This window comes from Caproicibacterium sp. BJN0003 (assembly GCF_026314295.1).
In the GTDB taxonomy this organism is placed as follows: Bacteria; Bacillota; Clostridia; order Oscillospirales; family Acutalibacteraceae; genus Caproicibacterium.
On the sequence record NZ_CP111108.1, the window covers coordinates 60,107 to 78,760 of the forward strand.

Below are 18,654 nucleotides of genomic sequence, written 5' to 3' on the forward strand. Positions count from 1 at the left end.
TTCTGTAAAAAAGAATTTTTGTTTTAGGATAAGCGAAAACACCTTGGCAAATACTAACGCTGAGGTGAATAAAATGGATATTTTACGTGCTTTTTTAGTAGGCGGTTTGATCTGTGTTGTTGGACAGCTTCTCATTGATTTTACCAAACTGACACCGGCGAGAATTTTGGTGAGCTTTGTTGTGGCGGGCGTTGTGCTGGGTGGATTGGGAATTTATGAGCCGCTTGTTAATTGGGCGGGCGCCGGAGCGACAGTGCCGCTCACTGGGTTCGGATATCTGATGGCAAAAGGAACGCTTCAGGCAGTGCGGCTTTATGGCCCACTCGGAATTATTACCGGAGGATTGACGGCTGGTGCCGCAGGAATTGCGGGCGCAGTTATATGCGGATTTTTGGCAGCGCTCTTTGCACGGCCTGGGGATAAAAGCTGAAAATGTATGGGAAAGCGGGGCTAAAAGAAAATGACAACTTGAATTTTTGGATAAAGATATTGTAAAAGTTTGTCGTGTTTGGTATAATAAAAAATGTTTATTAATTGTCGGCCCCGTTTATAGATGGGCCGGACTCGTTTCTTTTAGGGAGGTTTTCCTTTGCGAATCCTGAAAAAATGCGAGGCCACCATTGTACTTCTGTTGAAGCTTTTTCTGTTTGCAGCATTATTTTTGATTTTCTTTGTGATTTTTGGACAAGAAAATCCCTGGCTTTGGCACCCTTCCCGTACAGCGGCTGTAACGATGATTACATTTACGCTTTTTGGCGGACTGATGATTGTAATTTACGGCGGTTTTCGGATTGGTGAACAAAAGAGCAAGGAGCTTGCACGTTCGATGGTACTGGCTGCCCTGATGACAGATTTGGTGACCCATTTAATGCTCTGCATTATGAATACAAATGATGGAAATAACTCTTCATTTGTATATGAGAACCCACAGCTTTTACTTTTGGTGTTCCTTCTGCAGATCCCCGTAATTGTTCTTTGGACTTATTTTGGAAACTTTATTTATTTTACCATTAATCCTACAGAGGATTGCTGTGTCATAACCGGCGCAAAGGGTGTAGGCGACTTATTGCCAAAAATTGGACGCTATCATAAAAGATACCGTATTAATCAGGTGATTTCGTTTAGTAATCCAGACGTGCTCCAGCTTATTGACCAGAATGATACTGTGTTTCTCTATGAGGTTCCCCCGGAGGAACGAGCTTATTTGGTAGAATACTGTTATGCTGCCAATAAAAACATCTATTATGATTTTGAAATTCGCGATGTTGTTTCTTTGGGGGCAAAAGCCACCACTATGGATGATACACCGATGGTGACGTTTCAGGTAAAAACGCTTACCTTGGAACAGCGCTTTGTGAAAAGAACCATGGACTTGATCCTTTCTATTATCGCGATGGTTATCACAAGTCCTTTGATGCTCGCTAGTGCAATTGCAATTAAAGTCTGCGACGGCGGTCATATTATTTTTAAACAAAAAAGAATGACAAAAGATGGAAGAGTCTTTTCTGTTTATAAATTTCGTACCATGCGGGAGGAAAATTGTGTAAATCGTTCTGTAACAGAGGATGATGAACGTATTACCTCTCCCGGAAAGTTTCTGCGCAAAACCAGAATGGACGAGTTGCCGCAGATTTTTAATATTATTAAGGGAGATATGAGTATTGTCGGGCCGCGGCCTGAGATGCTGGAAAATGTTGAAAAATATACGAATGCTTTACCGGAGTTCCAATATCGGCTGCGTGTAAAAGCTGGATTGACCGGACTCGCACAGATTCAGGGAAAGTATAATACTTCACCCAAAGATAAACTGATGATGGATCTTATGTATATTCAGCAGTATAGTATTTGGCAGGATCTGAAGCTGATTTTCCAGACGCTCACGATTTTTCTAAAAGCTTCTGAAAGTACGGAAGCCTTTAAAAAATCACCGCAAATAGTCAAGACCAAAAATGAGAAAAAAGGTGAAAAAGATGAGTCAGAATCGCAATAATCGGTCTTATCGGCCCGATACATACGAATCCCGTTCTTCATCAAAGCGAAAAAAGATGCCGATTTCAGCGGGCAGAGCAGTGCTTTTAACGCTTTCAATTTTGTTTGTTGTATTGGGAACCATTACTGTGGTTGCTTACCAGTATATGTTTGCACCACTTACCGTTAAGGCGATTGACCGCAGTGCTTCGGCATTGGGCATTGCCTCAAATGCGCAGGACGATATGAAAGAAACCGGTGTGACTAATATCGCTTTATTTGGTGTGGATTCCAGAGACGAAAGCTCCGACGATGGCCGTTCAGATTCGATGATCATTCTCTCCATCGATAAAACACATTCTAAAGTGAAACTAACCTCCATTTTACGCGATAGCTATGTGCCGATTGATGGTCATGGAAAAGAGAAAATTACGCATGCTTATGCTTATGGCGGGGCTCCTCTTGCAATTCGCACTTTAAATGAGAATTACAATATGGATATTCAGGATTATGTGACAGTTAATTTTGCACAATTTGCGGATCTGATTGATTCCGTCGGTGGAATTGATATGGATATCTCTGATACCGAAATGAAGGAAATGAATGATGTAATCTGGGGTTCAGAAACCGAACAGGAGAGAAATACTCAGATGATTAAAACAACAGGTCAACAGCATTTAAACGGCAATCAGGCAGTTGTTTATGCTCGAATCCGTGAAGATGACAGCGATAATGCCCGTGCAGACCGTCAGCAAAAAGTGCTCGGCTATCTTTTGGACAAAGTAGAAGCAATGCCTATGACGGAATATCCAGCGCTGGTGCGCACCGCTATGGGAATGTGCGAGACAAGTCTTTCTCAGGATACCATTTTGAGTTATGTGCCATTCTTGGGCAGTAAACCGTCGTTAGAGAAAATTACAGTCCCAGATATTAAGTATGAGACTGATGTACAGTCTGGTATTTATGGGGATGCCGGATGGGTTTGGCGCTATAATTTGAGCAATGCCGGCAAACGAATTCGTTCTTTTATTTATAACGAGACATAAGAAAGAAAATAAAAAGCTGCTGCTCCAATTTGGAGTGGCAGCTTTTTTGCAGCCGTTTTTGTAAGGATGAAAAAGGCCCTGCATCGAAATTTTTCCGATGCAGGGCCAAAATTGAAAATACTGATTTAAATTACTGGATGGAGCAGTCTAAATAATGATCCAACTCTTCTTCATCTTTTTTCTTTTTTTCAAAGAAGAGGACCACTGCGACAGTGGCAGCGGCAATCGCTGAAACTGCTGAGATAATTGCGATCAGTACAGAGTATTTATTTTCTGTTCTCATAATGGACACCTCCCGATAGTCGATTCATTTCTTTTATCATATCCATTTGATGGAGAAAAGTCAAGTGTTCGTTGTCGAGGGAAAAAAGCAAAAAGAAAAAGCAAAGCCAAAGCTCTGCTTTTAGATTCTTTTAAATCAAGCATTTACAGCATTCAGCTTGCGATTCAAGCTGGACTTTTTGCGGGCAGCGGTATTCTTTTTCAAAATGCCCTTTGCAGCTGCTTGGTCGATAGCTTTTACGGCGACACGCACGGCCTCGGCACGATCTTCTGCTTTGGCGTCAACGGCGGCATTTGCTTTCTTTATATCGGTCTTAAGTTCAGAATTAATCGACTTGTTGATCATCGTTTTTGTAGCGATAACCTTTACGCGCTTCTTCGCGGATTTAATGTTCGGCATAGTTGCACCTCCTTTTACGGTCGTCACATATTATTAATGATAGCATTGTGACCATGAAAAAGCAAGCAAATTTCTCGAAAAACATTGGTTTTTGAAAAAATAATCTACAAAAATCCGCACAGACTATAAAAAACAAAGACAGGAGGAAGATTTTAATGGCATATCGAACAGATCTTGCAATGGAACGCAACGGAAAAACAACACAAAAAGAAAATTTGCGTGGATTCCCAGTGCGCAGATCAAAAGAAGGAGAAGTCTGTTATGTGACGATTGAAGCACCACGGATTGGTGGTGGAGATGATGAAGAAGCGTCTCTAAGACGGCTGATAACGGACGAGCTGCAGAAACTTTTACCCCCAAAAGGAGAAATTTTGGTAGCAGGCCTCGGAAATGCAGATATGACGCCGGATGCACTTGGTCCTATTTGTGCAGATCAAGTTTTTGCGACTCGTCATATCAAAGGTGCAGTCGCACACGAAGTCGGTTTAGGAGAGCTGCGTTCGGTCGCAGTGGTAAAGCCCGGTGTTTTGGGAACGACGGGAATTGAAACAGCGGAACTTTTGCGCGCATTAGTACAAAAGATTCATCCGGTGGCGGTAATCGCCGTGGATGCACTGGCGGCAGGCAGACTGCATCGGCTTTGCAAAACGATACAGATTTCTACCGGCGGAATCGCACCTGGTTCCGGCGTGCGCAATGATAGGCCGCGCCTTGATGAAGAAACAATAGGGGCTCCGGTGATTGGACTTGGTGTGCCGACTGTGGTGGATGCAGCGACACTCTGCGAGGACCTCTGCACCGGAGAGGTAGAAGGTGCCGGCACTATGATGGTAACGCCCCGCGGCATTGATTCGCTTGTGTCACGTGCGGCAGGACTTTTGGCGCTTGCAATCAACTGTGCGGCAAATGATTCGATCGATCCCGAAACGTATGAACAGCTTATGCTTGCTTAAAATTATCCCGCATCCTGTGCTATTTTTGAAAGTTCCTGTGAAAGCACTTGACCAAAGAGATGGCCGGAATAAACCGCTTCATCCAGTGTGTTTACCTCTGTGCCGAATTCACAGAGCAGAGAACCGTTGGTGAGTTCTTCATTGTAGCGGCGGTTGGTAAAATCGAGTGGACGCATCAGTTTTGAAAATTGTGCGCCGCCTGATTCCAGACGAACTGCTAACTTTAGATTTTCCGCCCAGTTTGGAAAATTGAGCGTGCCGTCGTCGCATCCTGAAATGATCATGACCTGTGCAGCCCGTTTTCCATTGATGATAGCGGTTGGTTTATAGCGGATTCCATCCTTTGTCGTCATGGAATCTCGATGAATGTCCAGTGTTACCTGAATGCTGGGATATTGAGCAAGATTTTTTTGAACGGTAGCACAGCTGCGGTCATAACAGCCATCATAATTAGGGCTGTCGTGGATTGTGGTATCATGGATGACGCCGATCCCTGCTGCTTTTAATTCTTCGGCAATGGCATCCCCTACCGCCACAACGCTGAGAGTTGGATCATCGCTGCTGGTAACGCCCGCATATGCTTCGCAGGTGTGTGTATGGTAGATCAATACCATTGGGCTGCCGTCTTTATGAATGTTCAGAGTCGTTTTTTGTGAAAGAACATCTGCTACATCAACGGAATTCCCGGCAGTTGAATTTTTGATAAAGATTCCATTTTGCTCTGTTCCACCTTGAGAAAGATCAGTTTCGAGAATGTTTCCGTCTAAAAGAGAATCAGAAAGGGAATCCGAAGGAAGACTTCCAGAAGCAGCTTCAGAAGATTCATTAGTTGCTGCTGATGACTTGTCTGAAGAAACGCCGGAATTAGAGGAAACCGGCGGAATATAAACGGATTGAGGCAAAGAATTAAGTGCCTCCGGTTCATGTGGATTGACGACTTCATGATAAAAACCCAGCGGCAGAGCCGTATCTGCAGCGGCAACGGCAGCCTGCTGAGCGGAAAATTCCGGCAGCCTCGAAAACACACAGGCGAAGGAAAAAATAGCTAGGAGTGCGGTTCCGGCTGTACGAAGGTATTTGCCCAATAAGAATCCCTCCCTGTCCTTGTTTTGTTGGAGTATATGGGAAAACTGGGGAAAATATGAATGGGGGAATGGAAATGCGGTCTACTTGGAAAATCGTTTTATGCTCTTGCGGAATAACCCTTTTAGTGCTGGGAACAGGACTTTTGCTGATGACGGTGGACGTAAATTGTCGATGGATTGGTTTTGGGGATGCACATACGCTTTATCTTGACAGGGTGCGTCCCATGACAAAACGCCTCGGACCCCTTTCTTTCGCAACAGATGTATGGTATGATCAATTTGTTGAATTGATATGTCCGGAATCACTGGAATCCTGAAAGAAAGAAGGCGGCAGAATGAAAAAGCAGGCGGAAATTGGGGCTTTCGCTTTTGGTACTTTTATGATGTCGCCTTTTTCTGCTGCGGCTGCTGCTCTCGAGGCACCGAAAGATAGCTCTAGAGACCTGCTTTTAAATACGTTCGGAATTTTAGGCTGGATTTTACTTTTGGTGATTTTGGTCGGGACAATGATTGTGGCGGTTAAAAACCCGTTGAGCCGTCAAGGATTTGTTGCTCGCCGCCGTTATCATCGTCCGCAGAGAAAAATCCGTAAAAAATAAAAAAGACGGAACTGCAAGAGAAGAAAGGCAGTTCCGTTTTTTTAAGGTTTATGGTATAATAAAATTTACTTTAATGATTCATTTTAAAAAGAAAAGGAGCGGTGATCTTTGAAAATCCCACGGGAAAGAATCCGCAATTTCAGTATTATCGCACATATTGACCATGGCAAGAGCACACTTGCCGATCGAATTTTGGAGCAGACAAAATCGGTCCCTCTGCGCGAGATGGAAGATCAGATCTTGGACGATATGGATCTGGAGCGTGAGCGCGGGATTACCATCAAGGCACATGCGGTTACGCTGGTCTATACAGCAAAAGATGGGCTCGATTATGTCTTTAATTTGATCGACACCCCCGGTCATGTAGACTTTAATTATGAAGTCAGCCGATCCTTGACTGCGTGCGAAGGCGCAGTCCTTGTTGTGGACGCTTCACAGGGCATTGAGGCACAAACACTTGCCAATACTTATCTCGCGGTAGACGCCGGATTAGAGATCGTACCGGTCATCAACAAGATTGATTTGCCGAGCGCCGATCCCGAACGGGTAAAAGCTGAGATCGAAGATGTGATTGGAATCCCCGCAGAGGATGCACCCTGTATCAGCGCAAAGCTGGGGACAAACATTCCCGCAGTTATGGAGCAGATCGTTTCACTGATTCCGCCACCGCAGGGAGATGAAACGGCACCGCTGCGGGCACTGATCTTCGATAGCTATTACGATGCATATAAAGGCGTGGTAGCGCATATCCGTATCATGTCCGGCACCGTAAAGAACGGCGATGTAATCCGTGTAATGTCTACCGGCGGCGAATTTACCGTAGTGGAATGCGGCTATATGCGCGCGACTTCTTTTGAAAATGCAGGGGAACTGCAGGCAGGCGAAGTGGGGTATCTGACCGCTTCCATTAAAGAAGTGCGTGAAGCCAGGGTAGGCGATACTATCACGCTGAGAGACAATCCTGCAAAGGAGCCGCTGCCTGGCTACCGAGCAGCTCAGCCGATGGTTTTCTGCGGTATTTACCCCGCAGACGGCGCAAAATATCCGGATTTGCGAGATGCACTCGAAAAGCTGCAGCTCAATGACGCCGCGCTTTCCTTTGAACCAGAGACCAGTGTCGCGCTTGGCTTTGGATTTCGGTGCGGTTTCTTAGGGCTTCTGCATATGGAGATTATTCAGGAACGGCTGGAGCGGGAATATCATCTTGATTTGGTCACGACAGCGCCCAGCGTTATTTATGAAATTGTCAAAACGGATGGACAAACGGTTTATATTGACAATCCGACAAATTATCCAGATCCTTCTCTGATTGCCGAAGCACGCGAACCTATGACGGATGCACATATTTATTCGCCCAGCGAGTATGTAGGCAATATTATGGAACTATGCCAAGATCGGCGCGGTGTCTTTCAAGATATGCAGTATCTGGATACGGACCGGGTCGATATTCATTACATTTTGCCGTTAAACGAAATTATTTATGACTTTTTTGACGCACTTAAAAGTAAAACCCGCGGTTATGCGAGCTTTGATTATGAGGTAAAGGGCTATCAAAAGAGCAGCCTTGTCAAACTCGATATTATGCTCAACGGCGAAGTCGTGGATGCACTTTCTTTTATTATTCATTCCGATAAAGCTTATTCACGTGCGAGGAAAATGGCAGAAAAACTCAAGGATAAAATTCCTCGCCAACTTTTTGAAATTCCGATTCAGGCTTGTGTTGGCGGGCGTATTATCGCAAGAGAAACGGTTAAGGCGATGCGTAAAGATGTTCTTGCAAAATGTTACGGCGGTGATATCAGCCGTAAGAAAAAGCTTCTGGAAAAGCAGAAGGAAGGCAAGAAGAAGATGCGCAAACTTGGCACGGTAGAAGTCCCGCAGGAAGCATTTATGGCAGTCTTAAAATTGGATGATGATTAAAAACTGCTTGACTGAGAAATCCTATATGGGATTTAATAATAAGTTTAAAAAGCCCTGCATGTAAAAATGCGGGGCACTTGTGTTGCCGTTTAATCCCATGTTTTAGATAACAAAAAACCGCCCCCAAATTATGAGGACGGCTCAAATTACTAAGAATGCATTTTGGAAAAAATTAGATTGTGATGATTCCCAGAGCACTCATAACGCTGGAAATAAGAATTGCTACGATACAGACCGGAGCGATCCAGCGAATTGTTGCATTGTACATTTTCTTTTCCCGGAATTTTCCGGAAAGGCTGATTTCGTCTTCCACAAACTTTGGACCAACAACATGACCAATGCAGATGCAGGTAAGCAGAGCAACGATTGGCATCAGAACACTGTTGCTGATAAAATCAAAGAAGTCCAGAATATCCATACCAATGATCTGAACCATTGACCAAGGGCCAAATCCCAGAGAGGATGGAATCCCAATGGCAATTGCACCCAAAAGAACAACCAGACAGGTTCCGCGACGTTCCCACCCGAGTTTGTCCTGGAAAATGGAAACGACAGTTTCCATCAACGAGATCGAAGAAGTTAATGCTGCAAATAAAACCAACAAGAAAAAGAGAATACCGGCAACAGTACCAAAGCCCATATTCGCAAAAACTTGCGGAAGAGCTTGGAACATTAAACCAGGACCTGCTTTTTTAGGAGCTTCTCCTGTAAAGGCGAAGACAGCCGGAATAATCATCAGGCCGGCGATAAAAGCAATGCCGGTATCGAAAATATCAATCTGACGGGCAGACTGCACAAGGTCTACATCCCGCTTCATATAGGAGCCATAAGTAATCATGATGCCCATAGCAAGACTCAAAGAATAGAAAAGCTGTCCCATAGCACCGAGAACGGTATTGATGGAGAATTTGCTGAAATCGGGCAGCAGATAATATTTAACACCCTCCATCGCACCGGGCAAAGTGACAGAGTAGATTGCTACTGCAACGGACAAAACGACCAGTACCGGCATCAGAATTCGACTGGCTTTTTCAACACCTTTTTGTACACCGAACAGAACAATGATTGCGGTGAGGCCGATAAAGAACAAGAACCAGAGAACCGGTTCAATTGGTTCACTGATAAAGTTGCCGAAGAATTTTGCCCCAGCAGCTTCATTCCCCTGACCAGCAATGTAGACCGCCAGATATTTCATGACCCAGCCGCCGATTACGCTGTAGTAAGGCAGAATGATGATTGGCACCAGAGAAGTAAGAACACCCAGAAATTTAAATTTCTTGTTGATAGCGCCATAGGCTTCGATCGCAGAAAGACCGGTTTTCCGCCCGATTGCAATTTCTGTGATCATCAGCACAAAACCAAAGGTGACCGCAAGAATAATGTAAACAAACAGGAAAATACCGCCGCCGTATTTTGCGGCAAGATATGGGAAACGCCAAATGTTCCCCAGGCCGACTGCACTGCCCGCTGCAGCTAATACAAATCCGACTTTACCGGAAAAAGTGCTGCGGGTTTTTGTTTCTTGATTCATAAGATCTATTTACCCCCTCATTTGAAAAAAAATTAAAATGCTAATTTAGCACTTTAAATTTTTGAATAGATAAAATTATTATAGCATTTATTTTGACGAAAAACAATCGATTCTCCCTAAAAATGCAAAACAGGAGCAAATTTTATGAAACTTTTAACCAATGCTTTTCAAAATCTTCCCGAATACACGGCTTTAATAACAGCTTTAAGAGAAAAAAGGACTCCGATTGCCTGTACAGGACTTACTGGAATTCACAAGGCGGCACTGATTAGTGCACTCTGTGAGCAGAGTGAAAAACCAGCAATCGTCGTTTGTGGGGATGAGAGTGAAGGGAATCGCCTGCAGTCCGATCTGGAATCATTGGGAATCGAGACCCTTTTTTATCCTGCAAGAGATTTTACATTTCTCAGTGGAACTGCTTCTCACGAATATGAGCATCAAAGGATCGGAGTGCTTTCTCGCTTTTTGGAAGGATCCTGTAAGGTCTTGGTTTGCAGCATCGAGGGGGCTTTACAGCTTACCCTGCCGCCGGAAGTTTTAAAAAATCATACCAAAAAATTTTGCTCCGGAGAGGACGTTTCTCCGGAATCTTTGGAATCTTTGCTTTTGTCCTGTGGTTATGAACGGGCAGAACAGGTGGATGGCTCCGGGCAATTTTCCCGCCGTGGTGGGATCTTGGATCTTTATCCGCCGGAGTCTGTTTCTCCGCTGCGAATTGAATTTTGGGGAGATCAAATTGATACCATCTCTCATTTTGATGCGGTTACTCAAAGACGTACGGATTCTGTTGAAGAGGTAACCATTGTGCCGGCGGTAGAAGCTTTAACCGACCATCCAAAAATTTTTGCGAAGACGCTCCAAAAGTTGATGTCATCTCTACGCGGAAAAGCAGCCCCAAAGCAAAAGGTAGTTTTAAAAGAACAGATTGATGGGCTTATGAATGGAATTCGGCTTTCCTGTATGGATAAATTTCTCCCGATTTTGTATCCGCAGAAAGCAACGCTGCTTTCTTATCTGCCGGAGGATGGATTTCTCTTTTTAAGCGAACCGGCGCGGCAAAAGGAGCGTCTGCGCGCGCTTACCACACAGTGGGGAGAAGATTTGAAAGCATATCTCGCAGAAGGAACGCTCTGCCGTACCCTTGACTCATTTTCTATTTCCTATGAAGATTTGCTTTCTAAAGCAGAGAACAGCAGTTCCGTATTCTTGGATGTTTTTGCTCATGGCAGCTATGATGTACCGCTTCGCGTCCTTTTAAATTTTACAGCGCGACAGTTAGCAGCTTGGGGCGGCTCTATGGAGCTTTTGCAGGAGGACCTTTCGGCGATGCTTCATCAAGGAGAGGCTTGTATAGTCCTAGCGGGTACTGAGCGCAGTGCAAAAACAGTTGCTTCTGATTTGGCAGCACTTAACATGCCGGCTTATTATTCCGAACAACCAACAGAAGTTCAAAAAAATATGATTGCGGTGATGCCGGGAACTCTTTCTGCAGGCATGGAATGGCCTGGGATCGCATTGGGAATCATTACCCACGGAAAACTGATGCAGGGAAATCATCAGCGTGTAAACAGCAAAAAAGATCCGAATAGGCAGGCAATCAGTTCCCTTTCAGAGCTTTCCGTCGGGGATTACGTGGTACACGATATCCACGGAATCGGCGTCTTTGATGGAATCCATAAAATTGATACACACGGAATTGTCAAAGATTATATCAAGATTCGCTATGCTAAAAATGATATTCTCTATGTGCCTGTTACACAGCTCGATTTGGTGAGCCGGTATATCGGGCCCAGAGAGGATTCTACGGTAAAGCTCAGCCGTCTAGGCGGCAGTGATTGGCAAAAAGCCAAGACGCGAGTGCGCAGTGCTGTAAAAGATATGGCGAAAGAGCTGATCAAGCTTTATGCTGCGAGAATGCAGGCCAAAGGGCATGCTTTTTCCAAAGATACCGACTGGCAGCGGGATTTTGAATCCCATTTTGAATTTGATGAGACGCAGGATCAACTGCGCTGTATTGAAGAAATCAAAGAGGATATGGAACGTCCTGTGCCAATGGATCGACTGCTTTGCGGAGATGTTGGATTTGGAAAGACCGAAGTGGCACTGCGCGCAGCGTTCAAATGTGTTACAGATGGGAAGCAATGTGCCCTTTTGGTGCCGACTACAATTCTTGCTTGGCAGCATTATCAGACGGTGACGAGGCGAATGGAAGGGTTCCCTGTCACGATCGAACTGCTGTCGCGCTTTCGTACGCCGAAGCAGCAGGAAGAAATTTTACAGAAATTGAAGCGCGGGGAAGTTGACCTGATTATTGGAACGCACAGATTGATCAGTAAGGATGTAAAATTCCGGGATTTAGGGCTGGTCATTATTGATGAGGAACAGCGATTTGGTGTCGCACAGAAGGAAAAATTAAAAAAGCTTTGTAATAATGTCGATGTGCTGACCCTTTCGGCAACGCCGATTCCCCGTACGCTTAATATGGCGATGTCTGGAATACGGGATATGAGCGTAATCGAAGAAGCGCCTCATGACCGTCATCCGGTACAGACCTATGTATTGGAATATGATGCGGGAGTTCTCGGGGAAGCAGTGCGTCGGGAGCTTCGCCGCGGCGGACAGGTTTATTGGCTGCATAATGACGTAGCTTCGATCACTCGGGTGGCCGCTTCTTTAAAGCAGCGGATTCCCGAAGCTAGGATTGGGATCGGGCACGGAAAAATGAGTGAGCAGGAGCTTTCAGAGCAATGGCGTCAACTAATTGATCATGAGATCGATGTACTTGTCTGCACAACCATTATTGAGACCGGTGTAGATGTGCCGAATGTCAATACCCTGATTATTGATAATGCAGATCGAATGGGGCTTTCACAGCTGCATCAGATTCGCGGCAGAGTCGGCAGATCAAATAGGCGCGCCTATGCTTATCTGACCTTCCGGAAAAATAAAGTTCTCTCAGAGATTGCGCAGAAACGACTTTCGGCTATTCGGGAATTTACGGAATTTGGTTCCGGCTTTAAAATTGCCATGCGGGATCTGGAAATTCGTGGAGCGGGCTCTATCCTTGGCGGAGAACAGCATGGGCACATGGAAGCGGTAGGCTATGATATGTATTTAAAATTGCTTTCGGATGCAATCGCGGCGGAAAAAGGAGAAGTACCTCAAACAGACGAAGAGTGTGTAGTTGACTTGCAGGTGGAGGCACATATCCCGGAAAGCTATATCGAAAGTCTTTCCGGCAGATTGGAAATGTACCGCCGCATTGCAGATATCCGCAGCGAAGAGGACGCAATGGATGTGACGGACGAGTTGATCGACCGTTACGGGGATGCGCCAAAGAGTGTCGGTGGATTGATACAAGTGGCACTTTTGCGCAATCAAGCAGGAAAAATGGGATTTTCCGAGATTAAACAGCAAAATGGCGGCTTGTATTTTTACAGCAAAACGCTCGATATGAAATGGATCGGAGAAATCTCTGATCTCTTTAAGGGAAGAGTGCTGGTCGGTGCCGGCGAAAAGCCGTATGTCAGCTTGAAATTGCAGCCCGGAGACGAAATTCTGGTGGCCCTTAAAAAAGCCCTTTTGGTAGAGAAAAAAACAAAAAATTGAAATTTATGCAGACTAGACGGAGGGAACGATCCGTGATACAATAAAATCATCCGTAGGCAGTGAAAATCTGATTTTTCTGCAAATCTTTTTGTAAGGATTATTTCTTGCAAAGGAGTAGGATTTTTGGGAAAGGAGAGCCTTCTCATGAGCAAAAACAGTGTCCGGTTAAATATTTGCGGAATTGAATGTGTGGTCGGAGCGATGGACAGCGAAACCTATGTAAAAGGAATCGCAAAGGAAGTTGCCGATACGATTGAACATCTTTCGCAAGAGAATGAACACGCTTCCGCAACGGTAACCGCTACGGTGGCGGCGCTTTCGTACTGTGATGACTATAAAAAAGCTGCGGCTGATGCAGAAAAGCTGCGCGCTCAGATTAAGGACTATCTGGCAGATACTTCCCGTGCCCGCCTAGAAGCGGAAGAAGCTCAAAAAGAGATTGGACGGCTGAAAAAAGAGGTCGCATCTCTGCGCGCCCGTTTAGGTGAAAAACCGGTTGACCAGCCTGCTCCTCGAGCCAATGCACCGATTCAGCGAACCGGGGCTTATACAAAGACAAACGAAGAGATACCGGAGCAGGAAGGCTTTGTAAACCTGTTCCAAAAAACAGGCTCTAAAAGGAGTAAAGAGGACAAGCATGATAAAACCTGAGGTTCTTGCACCCGCCGGAAAAATGGAAACCCTGATTGCTGCGGTACGAGGCGGTGCCGATGCGGTATATCTTGGTGCGCAGAGCTTTTCTGCGCGGGCAGGCGCCCAAAATTTTACAAAAGATGAACTCTCAGAAGCGGTTAAACTTTGTCATCAGCGGGGAGTACGAGTTCATTTAACCGTCAATACATTGCTACATGAAGAAGAATTGCCGCAGGCGCTGGAACTTGTAGAGTTTGCTTGCTCTTTGCCGGTAGATGCCGTTTTGGTGCAGGATTTAGGGCTTTTTTATCTTCTTAGAAAATGCTGCCCAAATTTGCCGCTTCATGCGAGTACGCAGATGAGTATTCATACTCCCGCAGGAGTTCGATTCTGTAAAAAGATTGGATTTGAGCGGGTGGTTCTTTCGAGAGAAATGAGTCTTTCGGAAATTGCCGCCTGTAAAAAAGAAAATCCGCAGATCGATCTGGAGGCGTTTGTGCATGGTGCTCTGTGCATGAGTGTTTCCGGACAGTGCTATTTTAGTGCCATGCTTGGTTCCCGCAGCGGAAATCGAGGCCAGTGCGCACAAACCTGCCGGCTGCCGTTTTCTGCACCGGGTGGAACCGGACATGATCTGAGCTTAAAAGATCTTTCCATGATTTCGCGGGTCTCTGATTTAACAAAAGCCGGCGTGATGAGCCTTAAAATAGAAGGACGAATGAAGCGCCCTGAATATGTTGCGGCCTCTTCCCGTGCCTGCCGATTTGCAGCAGACGGAGAGAAAATTCCGCAGGAGCTCCAAACTGATTTAGAGCAGGTCTTTTCGAGAAGCGGTTTTACAACCGGATTCCCGGATGGCAGGCGTGATCGTTCCATGTTTGGGACAAGGCAACCGGAAGATTCCCAAAAAGCGAAGGCGGTTTTTCCAAAACTGCATGAGCTTTATAAAGGGGAATATCCGCGGGTGCCGGTTTCTTTTTTTCTAAAGATCAAGAAGAACGTTCCGGTGATCCTTTTAGCAGAGGATGAAAATGGGCATCGGGCAAAAGTAGACGGCCCTATCCCGGAAGATGCAAAAATAAGAGCAATTTCGGAAGAACGCTGCAAAGAGCAGCTTTGTAAAACCGGTGGTTCTCCCTTCTTTGTTAAAAAGATTTCTACCGAAATTGAAGAGGGTCTTTCGGTCCCAATGAAAGAGCTCAATGCTTTGCGGCGCCAAACCCTTGAAATTTTACTTGATGAGAGAGCGGATTTTCCTAAAATTCCGTTTGAATATAGATTCCCTCAAAAAATGCCCCATCACGCAGAAAAGGCTTCTTTTCGGGCACATTTTCCGACCGGAGAAGTTCCGCAGGAAGCAGATTGCTGTGAATTGATCTATGTTCCGTGCGGTGTACCGCAGGAGACCCTTATCGCTCTGCAAAAGCGGGGCTTTCGAGTGGGGATTGAGCTTCCGCGGGGAATGTTTGGAATCGAAGAACAGCTGAGAAAAGAATTGCAGGAAGCAAAAAAAATCGGAATTCTAGATGTCTTTGCGGGAACACTCAATGCAGTGGCGTTGTCGCAGGAAGAAGGAATGAGGATTCACGGCGGATATTCACTGAATGTTTTTAATACACAAGCACTCAACTTTTTGAAAGAAGAGGAACTTTGTGATACGGAATTGAGCTTTGAACTTTCTTTGCAGCAGGCATGCAGCTTAGGAGGACAACTTCCCCGAGGAACGATGGTTTATGGACGGCAGGCATTGATGCTGACTCGGTGCTGTCCAATCGCAAACGGCGGCTGTCCGGGAAGGAAAAATCCATGGGGCGGCTGCGGGGACCCGCGGACACTTATTGACCGTAAAGAAATTGAGTTTCCTGTTAGCTGTGTAGGAGCGTGCAGCGAAGTTTATAATTCGGTTCCGCTTTCGCTTCTTGGCAGACAAAGAGAACTTTCCAATTTGGATTTTGTTTCTGTACGTTTTACGACGGAGACTATAGAGGAAGAATGTAACATTTTGGCGCATTTAAAAGAGGATAAGCCGATTTTAGGTGCGCTGACCCGTGGACTATCTTATCGAGGTGTTTTATGAAACTGGTATTTAAAAAATTAAATGAACAGGCGATTTTGCCTACTAGAGGAACAAAAGATTCTGCAGGGCTGGATCTTTATGCTTGTATGGAAGAACCGGTCACGATTGCGCCTGGAGCGCTCTGTCGCATTCCCACAGGTGTAGCGGTAGCTTTGCCGGAAAATAGTGTTGGCTTGATCTGCGGGCGCAGCGGATTGGGAGTTCGCCATGGGATTACCCCCTCGAACAGTGTCGGCGTGATCGATTCCGACTATCGCGGAGAGTTGATCGTCGGGCTTTGTAATGTTGGCAGCGAGCCATGGACCATTGCGCCGAATGAGCGTTTTGCACAGCTTTTGGTGCTCCCGGTTTTGATGCTGGAGCCGGAATTTCGGGAGAAACTAGATGAGACCGTCCGCGGAGATCATGGGTTTGGTTCTACGGGAACTTCTGTCTGAAAATACGGTTTTGGCAGAGTTTAATCATATTTTAAGGAGTTCCATCATTTGTTATGAAGAAAAAATTATTACGCACAATCCTTTTGATTGTGATATTGCTTTTGGCAATTGTGCTCGGAAAAGTCGGCGGAGATTCAGCGCTCACCATCCCGTGGGTTTCCTTTCTCGGTGCCGGAGCCAGCTTTGGATTGGAACCGACAGTTGTTGATCTTTATATTTTAAAGTTTACGTTTGGACTCACTGTCAACATTAATGTTTTACAGGCAATTTTGATTTTGGTTGGCATTCTCCTTTATTCTCATATTAAGATTCATGAATAAAGAATAAAATAGAAAGATAAAATAGAAAATATTCGACCGGATTTTCGGTTTTCATCATTTAGAATAAAAACGAATTGTAAAGGAAAAAATTCTTTTTACAATTTTGTCCTGAAAGGAGTACTTTTTGATGTTCATATTGGCCTCTTCTTCTCCAAGACGTTCTGATTTGCTGCATCAGGCAGGCTATGACTTTGAGGTAATCCCGGCGCAGGTAAATGAAGCCTGCCCGCATGGAACCCCTCCAATGCAGCGGGTAGAACAACTGGCACGCCGTAAAGCAATCGCAGTTGCGAAACAGCATCCTGGAGATGCGGTCCTTGCCGCAGATACGCTGGTGGCTTTTAAAGGGAGAATCCTTGGAAAGCCCCAAACCCCCGAAATGGCAAAAAAGATGCTCGAACTGCTTTCCGGGCAGGTGCATCAGGTCTATACGGCATTCTGTTTAATTGCAAATAACGAGGTTTATGAGGATAAAGACTGTACGAGTGTAGAATTTTATCGGATTGAACCGGAGGAAATTGAAGCTTATATCGCTTCGGGCGAACCCCTGGATAAAGCAGGTGCATATGGAATTCAGGGGCGCGGCGCCGTTTTTGTAAAACGAATTGATGGAAGTTTTACCAGCGTGGTTGGACTTCCGCTTGGAAAAATTCATAGGATTCTGAAAAAGGTTGGAATCCATCCTGAAAAGTAGGATAAGGGAAAGGAGCTTCTCCAATTATGCGCTTGAAGAATATTGCGATTGATCTTGGTACGGTCAATACGCTTGTTTATGGAAAAGGCAAGGGAATTATATTGAGAGAGCCATCGGTTGTTGCGGTGGATGTCGAAAGCGATGTTGTGCTGGCAGTCGGAGAAAAAGCACGGGAGATGATCGGCCGCACGCCGGATACCATTGAGGCTGTTTGTCCGCTTCATGACGGTGTCATCGCAGATTTTGACATTACTGCGACCATGCTCAAACATTTTATTCAGGAGACTTTGGGGAAGCCTTCTCATTTTTCCAAACCTAAAATCGTAATTTGTGTGCCATCCGGGGTTACCGGAGTAGAACGCCGTGCAGTGGAAGATGCGATGGCGGATGCCGGTGTGCGTCAGGTAGAAATCATGACGGAACCGATGGCTGCTGCGATGGGCGCAGGGTTGCCGGTGATGGACCCGATCGGCTCTATGGTTGTGGATATTGGCGGTGGGACAAGTGAAGTAGCGGTGATTTCTCTTGGAGACATTGTTACAAGTACCAGCGTTCGGGTAGCGGGAAATAAATTTGATGAATCCATTAGCCAATATGTGAAAGATAAATATAATCTTTTGATCGGCGAGCGCACGGCAGAAGAATTAAAATTACAGATCGGTTCGGCCTATCCTACTGAGGAATCAAATGGTCTTTCGCTGAAGGTTAAAGGGAGAAATCTTGCAGATGGTCTGCCTGCTTATATTACGATTACAGCTGCTGAAATTCGCGAGGCGATCTCTGACCCGCTCTCTGAAATTATTGATGCGGTTCGCAATACGCTGCAGAAGACGGAACCGGAGCTTGCGGCAGATGTCATTGACCATGGAATCACACTTACAGGCGGCGGTGCACTGCTGCGAGGGATCGACGAATTAATCAAGACAGAGACTTCCCTGCCGGTTCGGATTGCGGATTCCCCTTTGGATTGTGTGGCGCTTGGGGCGGGGATGCGTTTGCAGGGAATTGAGCAGGCAGAACGGCAGAAGCAACAGCCGGAGCCGAAGAAAAGCGAGCCGAATGATTCGAAAGAATGAGAATTCGAAAAAGCAGAAAGACTT

General features: G+C 45.5%; 18 protein-coding genes. 14 read left to right on the plus strand and 4 right to left on the minus strand.

Annotated features, from left to right (window positions below; all coding sequences use genetic code 11):
• Window positions 1-73 precede the first annotated feature (73 nt).
• The 3 genes from spoVAE to OP489_RS00345 all read left to right on the plus strand — a co-directional run bounded on the left by spoVAE (window position 74) and on the right by OP489_RS00345 (window position 3,014).
• Window positions 74-430, plus strand: a complete 357-nt coding sequence (gene spoVAE, locus OP489_RS00335) for a stage V sporulation protein AE (protein ID WP_180341757.1) — start codon at window positions 74-76, stop codon at window positions 428-430.
• Between the two features lie 159 nt (window positions 431-589).
• Window positions 590-1,990, plus strand: coding sequence for a sugar transferase (locus OP489_RS00340; RefSeq protein ID WP_266162404.1), 1,401 nt, complete (start codon window positions 590-592; stop codon window positions 1,988-1,990).
• Window positions 1,971-3,014 (plus strand): LCP family protein, encoded by a 1,044-nt coding sequence (locus OP489_RS00345; RefSeq protein WP_266162405.1) that lies wholly within the window; start codon window positions 1,971-1,973, stop codon window positions 3,012-3,014. Before OP489_RS00340 ends, OP489_RS00345 begins: the two co-directional genes overlap by 20 nt.
• Window positions 3,015-3,144: 130 nt before the next feature.
• Here the strand turns inward: OP489_RS00345 and OP489_RS00350 are convergent, their stop codons facing one another.
• Window positions 3,145-3,297 (minus strand): hypothetical protein, encoded by a 153-nt coding sequence (locus OP489_RS00350; RefSeq protein ID WP_266162406.1) that lies wholly within the window; start codon window positions 3,295-3,297, stop codon window positions 3,145-3,147.
• Window positions 3,298-3,432: 135 nt separating this feature from the next.
• Complete coding sequence (rpsT, locus tag OP489_RS00355) at window positions 3,433-3,696, minus strand: 30S ribosomal protein S20 (RefSeq protein WP_266162407.1); 264 nt, start codon at window positions 3,694-3,696, stop codon at window positions 3,433-3,435.
• 155 nt (window positions 3,697-3,851) lie between these two features.
• Between rpsT and gpr the strand changes: the two genes are divergently transcribed.
• Window positions 3,852-4,649, plus strand: coding sequence for a GPR endopeptidase (gene gpr, locus OP489_RS00360; RefSeq protein WP_266162408.1), 798 nt, complete (start codon window positions 3,852-3,854; stop codon window positions 4,647-4,649).
• A 2-nt stretch (window positions 4,650-4,651) separates the two neighbouring features.
• Here the strand turns inward: gpr and spoIIP are convergent, their stop codons facing one another.
• Entirely contained in the window at window positions 4,652-5,734 is a 1,083-nt protein-coding gene (gene spoIIP / locus OP489_RS00365) for a stage II sporulation protein P (RefSeq protein WP_266162409.1), read from the minus strand.
• Window positions 5,735-5,808: 74 nt separating this feature from the next.
• Here spoIIP and OP489_RS00370 point away from each other — a divergent pair, with 74 nt between their 5' ends.
• The 3 genes from OP489_RS00370 to lepA all read left to right on the plus strand — a co-directional run bounded on the left by OP489_RS00370 (window position 5,809) and on the right by lepA (window position 8,253).
• Window positions 5,809-6,051, plus strand: coding sequence for a hypothetical protein (locus OP489_RS00370; protein WP_266162410.1), 243 nt, complete (start codon window positions 5,809-5,811; stop codon window positions 6,049-6,051).
• An 18-nt stretch (window positions 6,052-6,069) separates the two neighbouring features.
• Window positions 6,070-6,333, plus strand: a complete 264-nt coding sequence (locus OP489_RS00375; RefSeq protein WP_266162411.1) for a hypothetical protein — start codon at window positions 6,070-6,072, stop codon at window positions 6,331-6,333.
• 108 nt (window positions 6,334-6,441) lie between these two features.
• Window positions 6,442-8,253, plus strand: coding sequence for a translation elongation factor 4 (lepA, locus tag OP489_RS00380; RefSeq protein ID WP_266162412.1), 1,812 nt, complete (start codon window positions 6,442-6,444; stop codon window positions 8,251-8,253).
• A gap of 172 nt (window positions 8,254-8,425) precedes the next feature.
• Here lepA and OP489_RS00385 read toward each other — a convergent pair whose 3' ends face one another.
• Window positions 8,426-9,784 (minus strand): sodium-dependent transporter, encoded by a 1,359-nt coding sequence (locus OP489_RS00385; RefSeq protein WP_266162413.1) that lies wholly within the window; start codon window positions 9,782-9,784, stop codon window positions 8,426-8,428.
• A gap of 144 nt (window positions 9,785-9,928) precedes the next feature.
• Here OP489_RS00385 and mfd point away from each other — a divergent pair, with 144 nt between their 5' ends.
• The 7 genes from mfd (at window position 9,929) to OP489_RS00420 (ending at window position 18,630) form a co-directional block, all read left to right on the plus strand.
• Window positions 9,929-13,393 (plus strand): transcription-repair coupling factor, encoded by a 3,465-nt coding sequence (gene mfd / locus OP489_RS00390; RefSeq protein ID WP_266162414.1) that lies wholly within the window; start codon window positions 9,929-9,931, stop codon window positions 13,391-13,393.
• 144 nt (window positions 13,394-13,537) lie between these two features.
• Window positions 13,538-14,044, plus strand: a complete 507-nt coding sequence (locus OP489_RS00395; RefSeq protein ID WP_266162415.1) for a cell division protein ZapA — start codon at window positions 13,538-13,540, stop codon at window positions 14,042-14,044.
• Entirely contained in the window at window positions 14,031-16,103 is a 2,073-nt protein-coding gene (locus OP489_RS00400; RefSeq protein WP_266162416.1) for a peptidase U32 family protein, read from the plus strand. The genes OP489_RS00395 and OP489_RS00400 overlap by 14 nt, the downstream gene beginning before the upstream one ends.
• On the plus strand, window positions 16,100-16,540 hold the full coding sequence (gene dut, locus OP489_RS00405) for a dUTP diphosphatase (protein ID WP_266162417.1): 441 nt from the start codon (window positions 16,100-16,102) through the stop codon (window positions 16,538-16,540). Before OP489_RS00400 ends, dut begins: the two co-directional genes overlap by 4 nt.
• Before the next feature lie 53 nt (window positions 16,541-16,593).
• On the plus strand, window positions 16,594-16,860 hold the full coding sequence (locus OP489_RS00410) for a DUF4321 domain-containing protein (RefSeq protein ID WP_266162418.1): 267 nt from the start codon (window positions 16,594-16,596) through the stop codon (window positions 16,858-16,860).
• A gap of 127 nt (window positions 16,861-16,987) precedes the next feature.
• Window positions 16,988-17,554 (plus strand): Maf family protein, encoded by a 567-nt coding sequence (locus OP489_RS00415; protein WP_266162419.1) that lies wholly within the window; start codon window positions 16,988-16,990, stop codon window positions 17,552-17,554.
• 26 nt (window positions 17,555-17,580) lie between these two features.
• A complete protein-coding gene (locus tag OP489_RS00420; protein ID WP_266162420.1) occupies window positions 17,581-18,630 on the plus strand; it encodes a rod shape-determining protein in 1,050 nt (349 codons plus the stop codon).
• The last annotated feature ends 24 nt before the right edge of the window (window positions 18,631-18,654 follow it).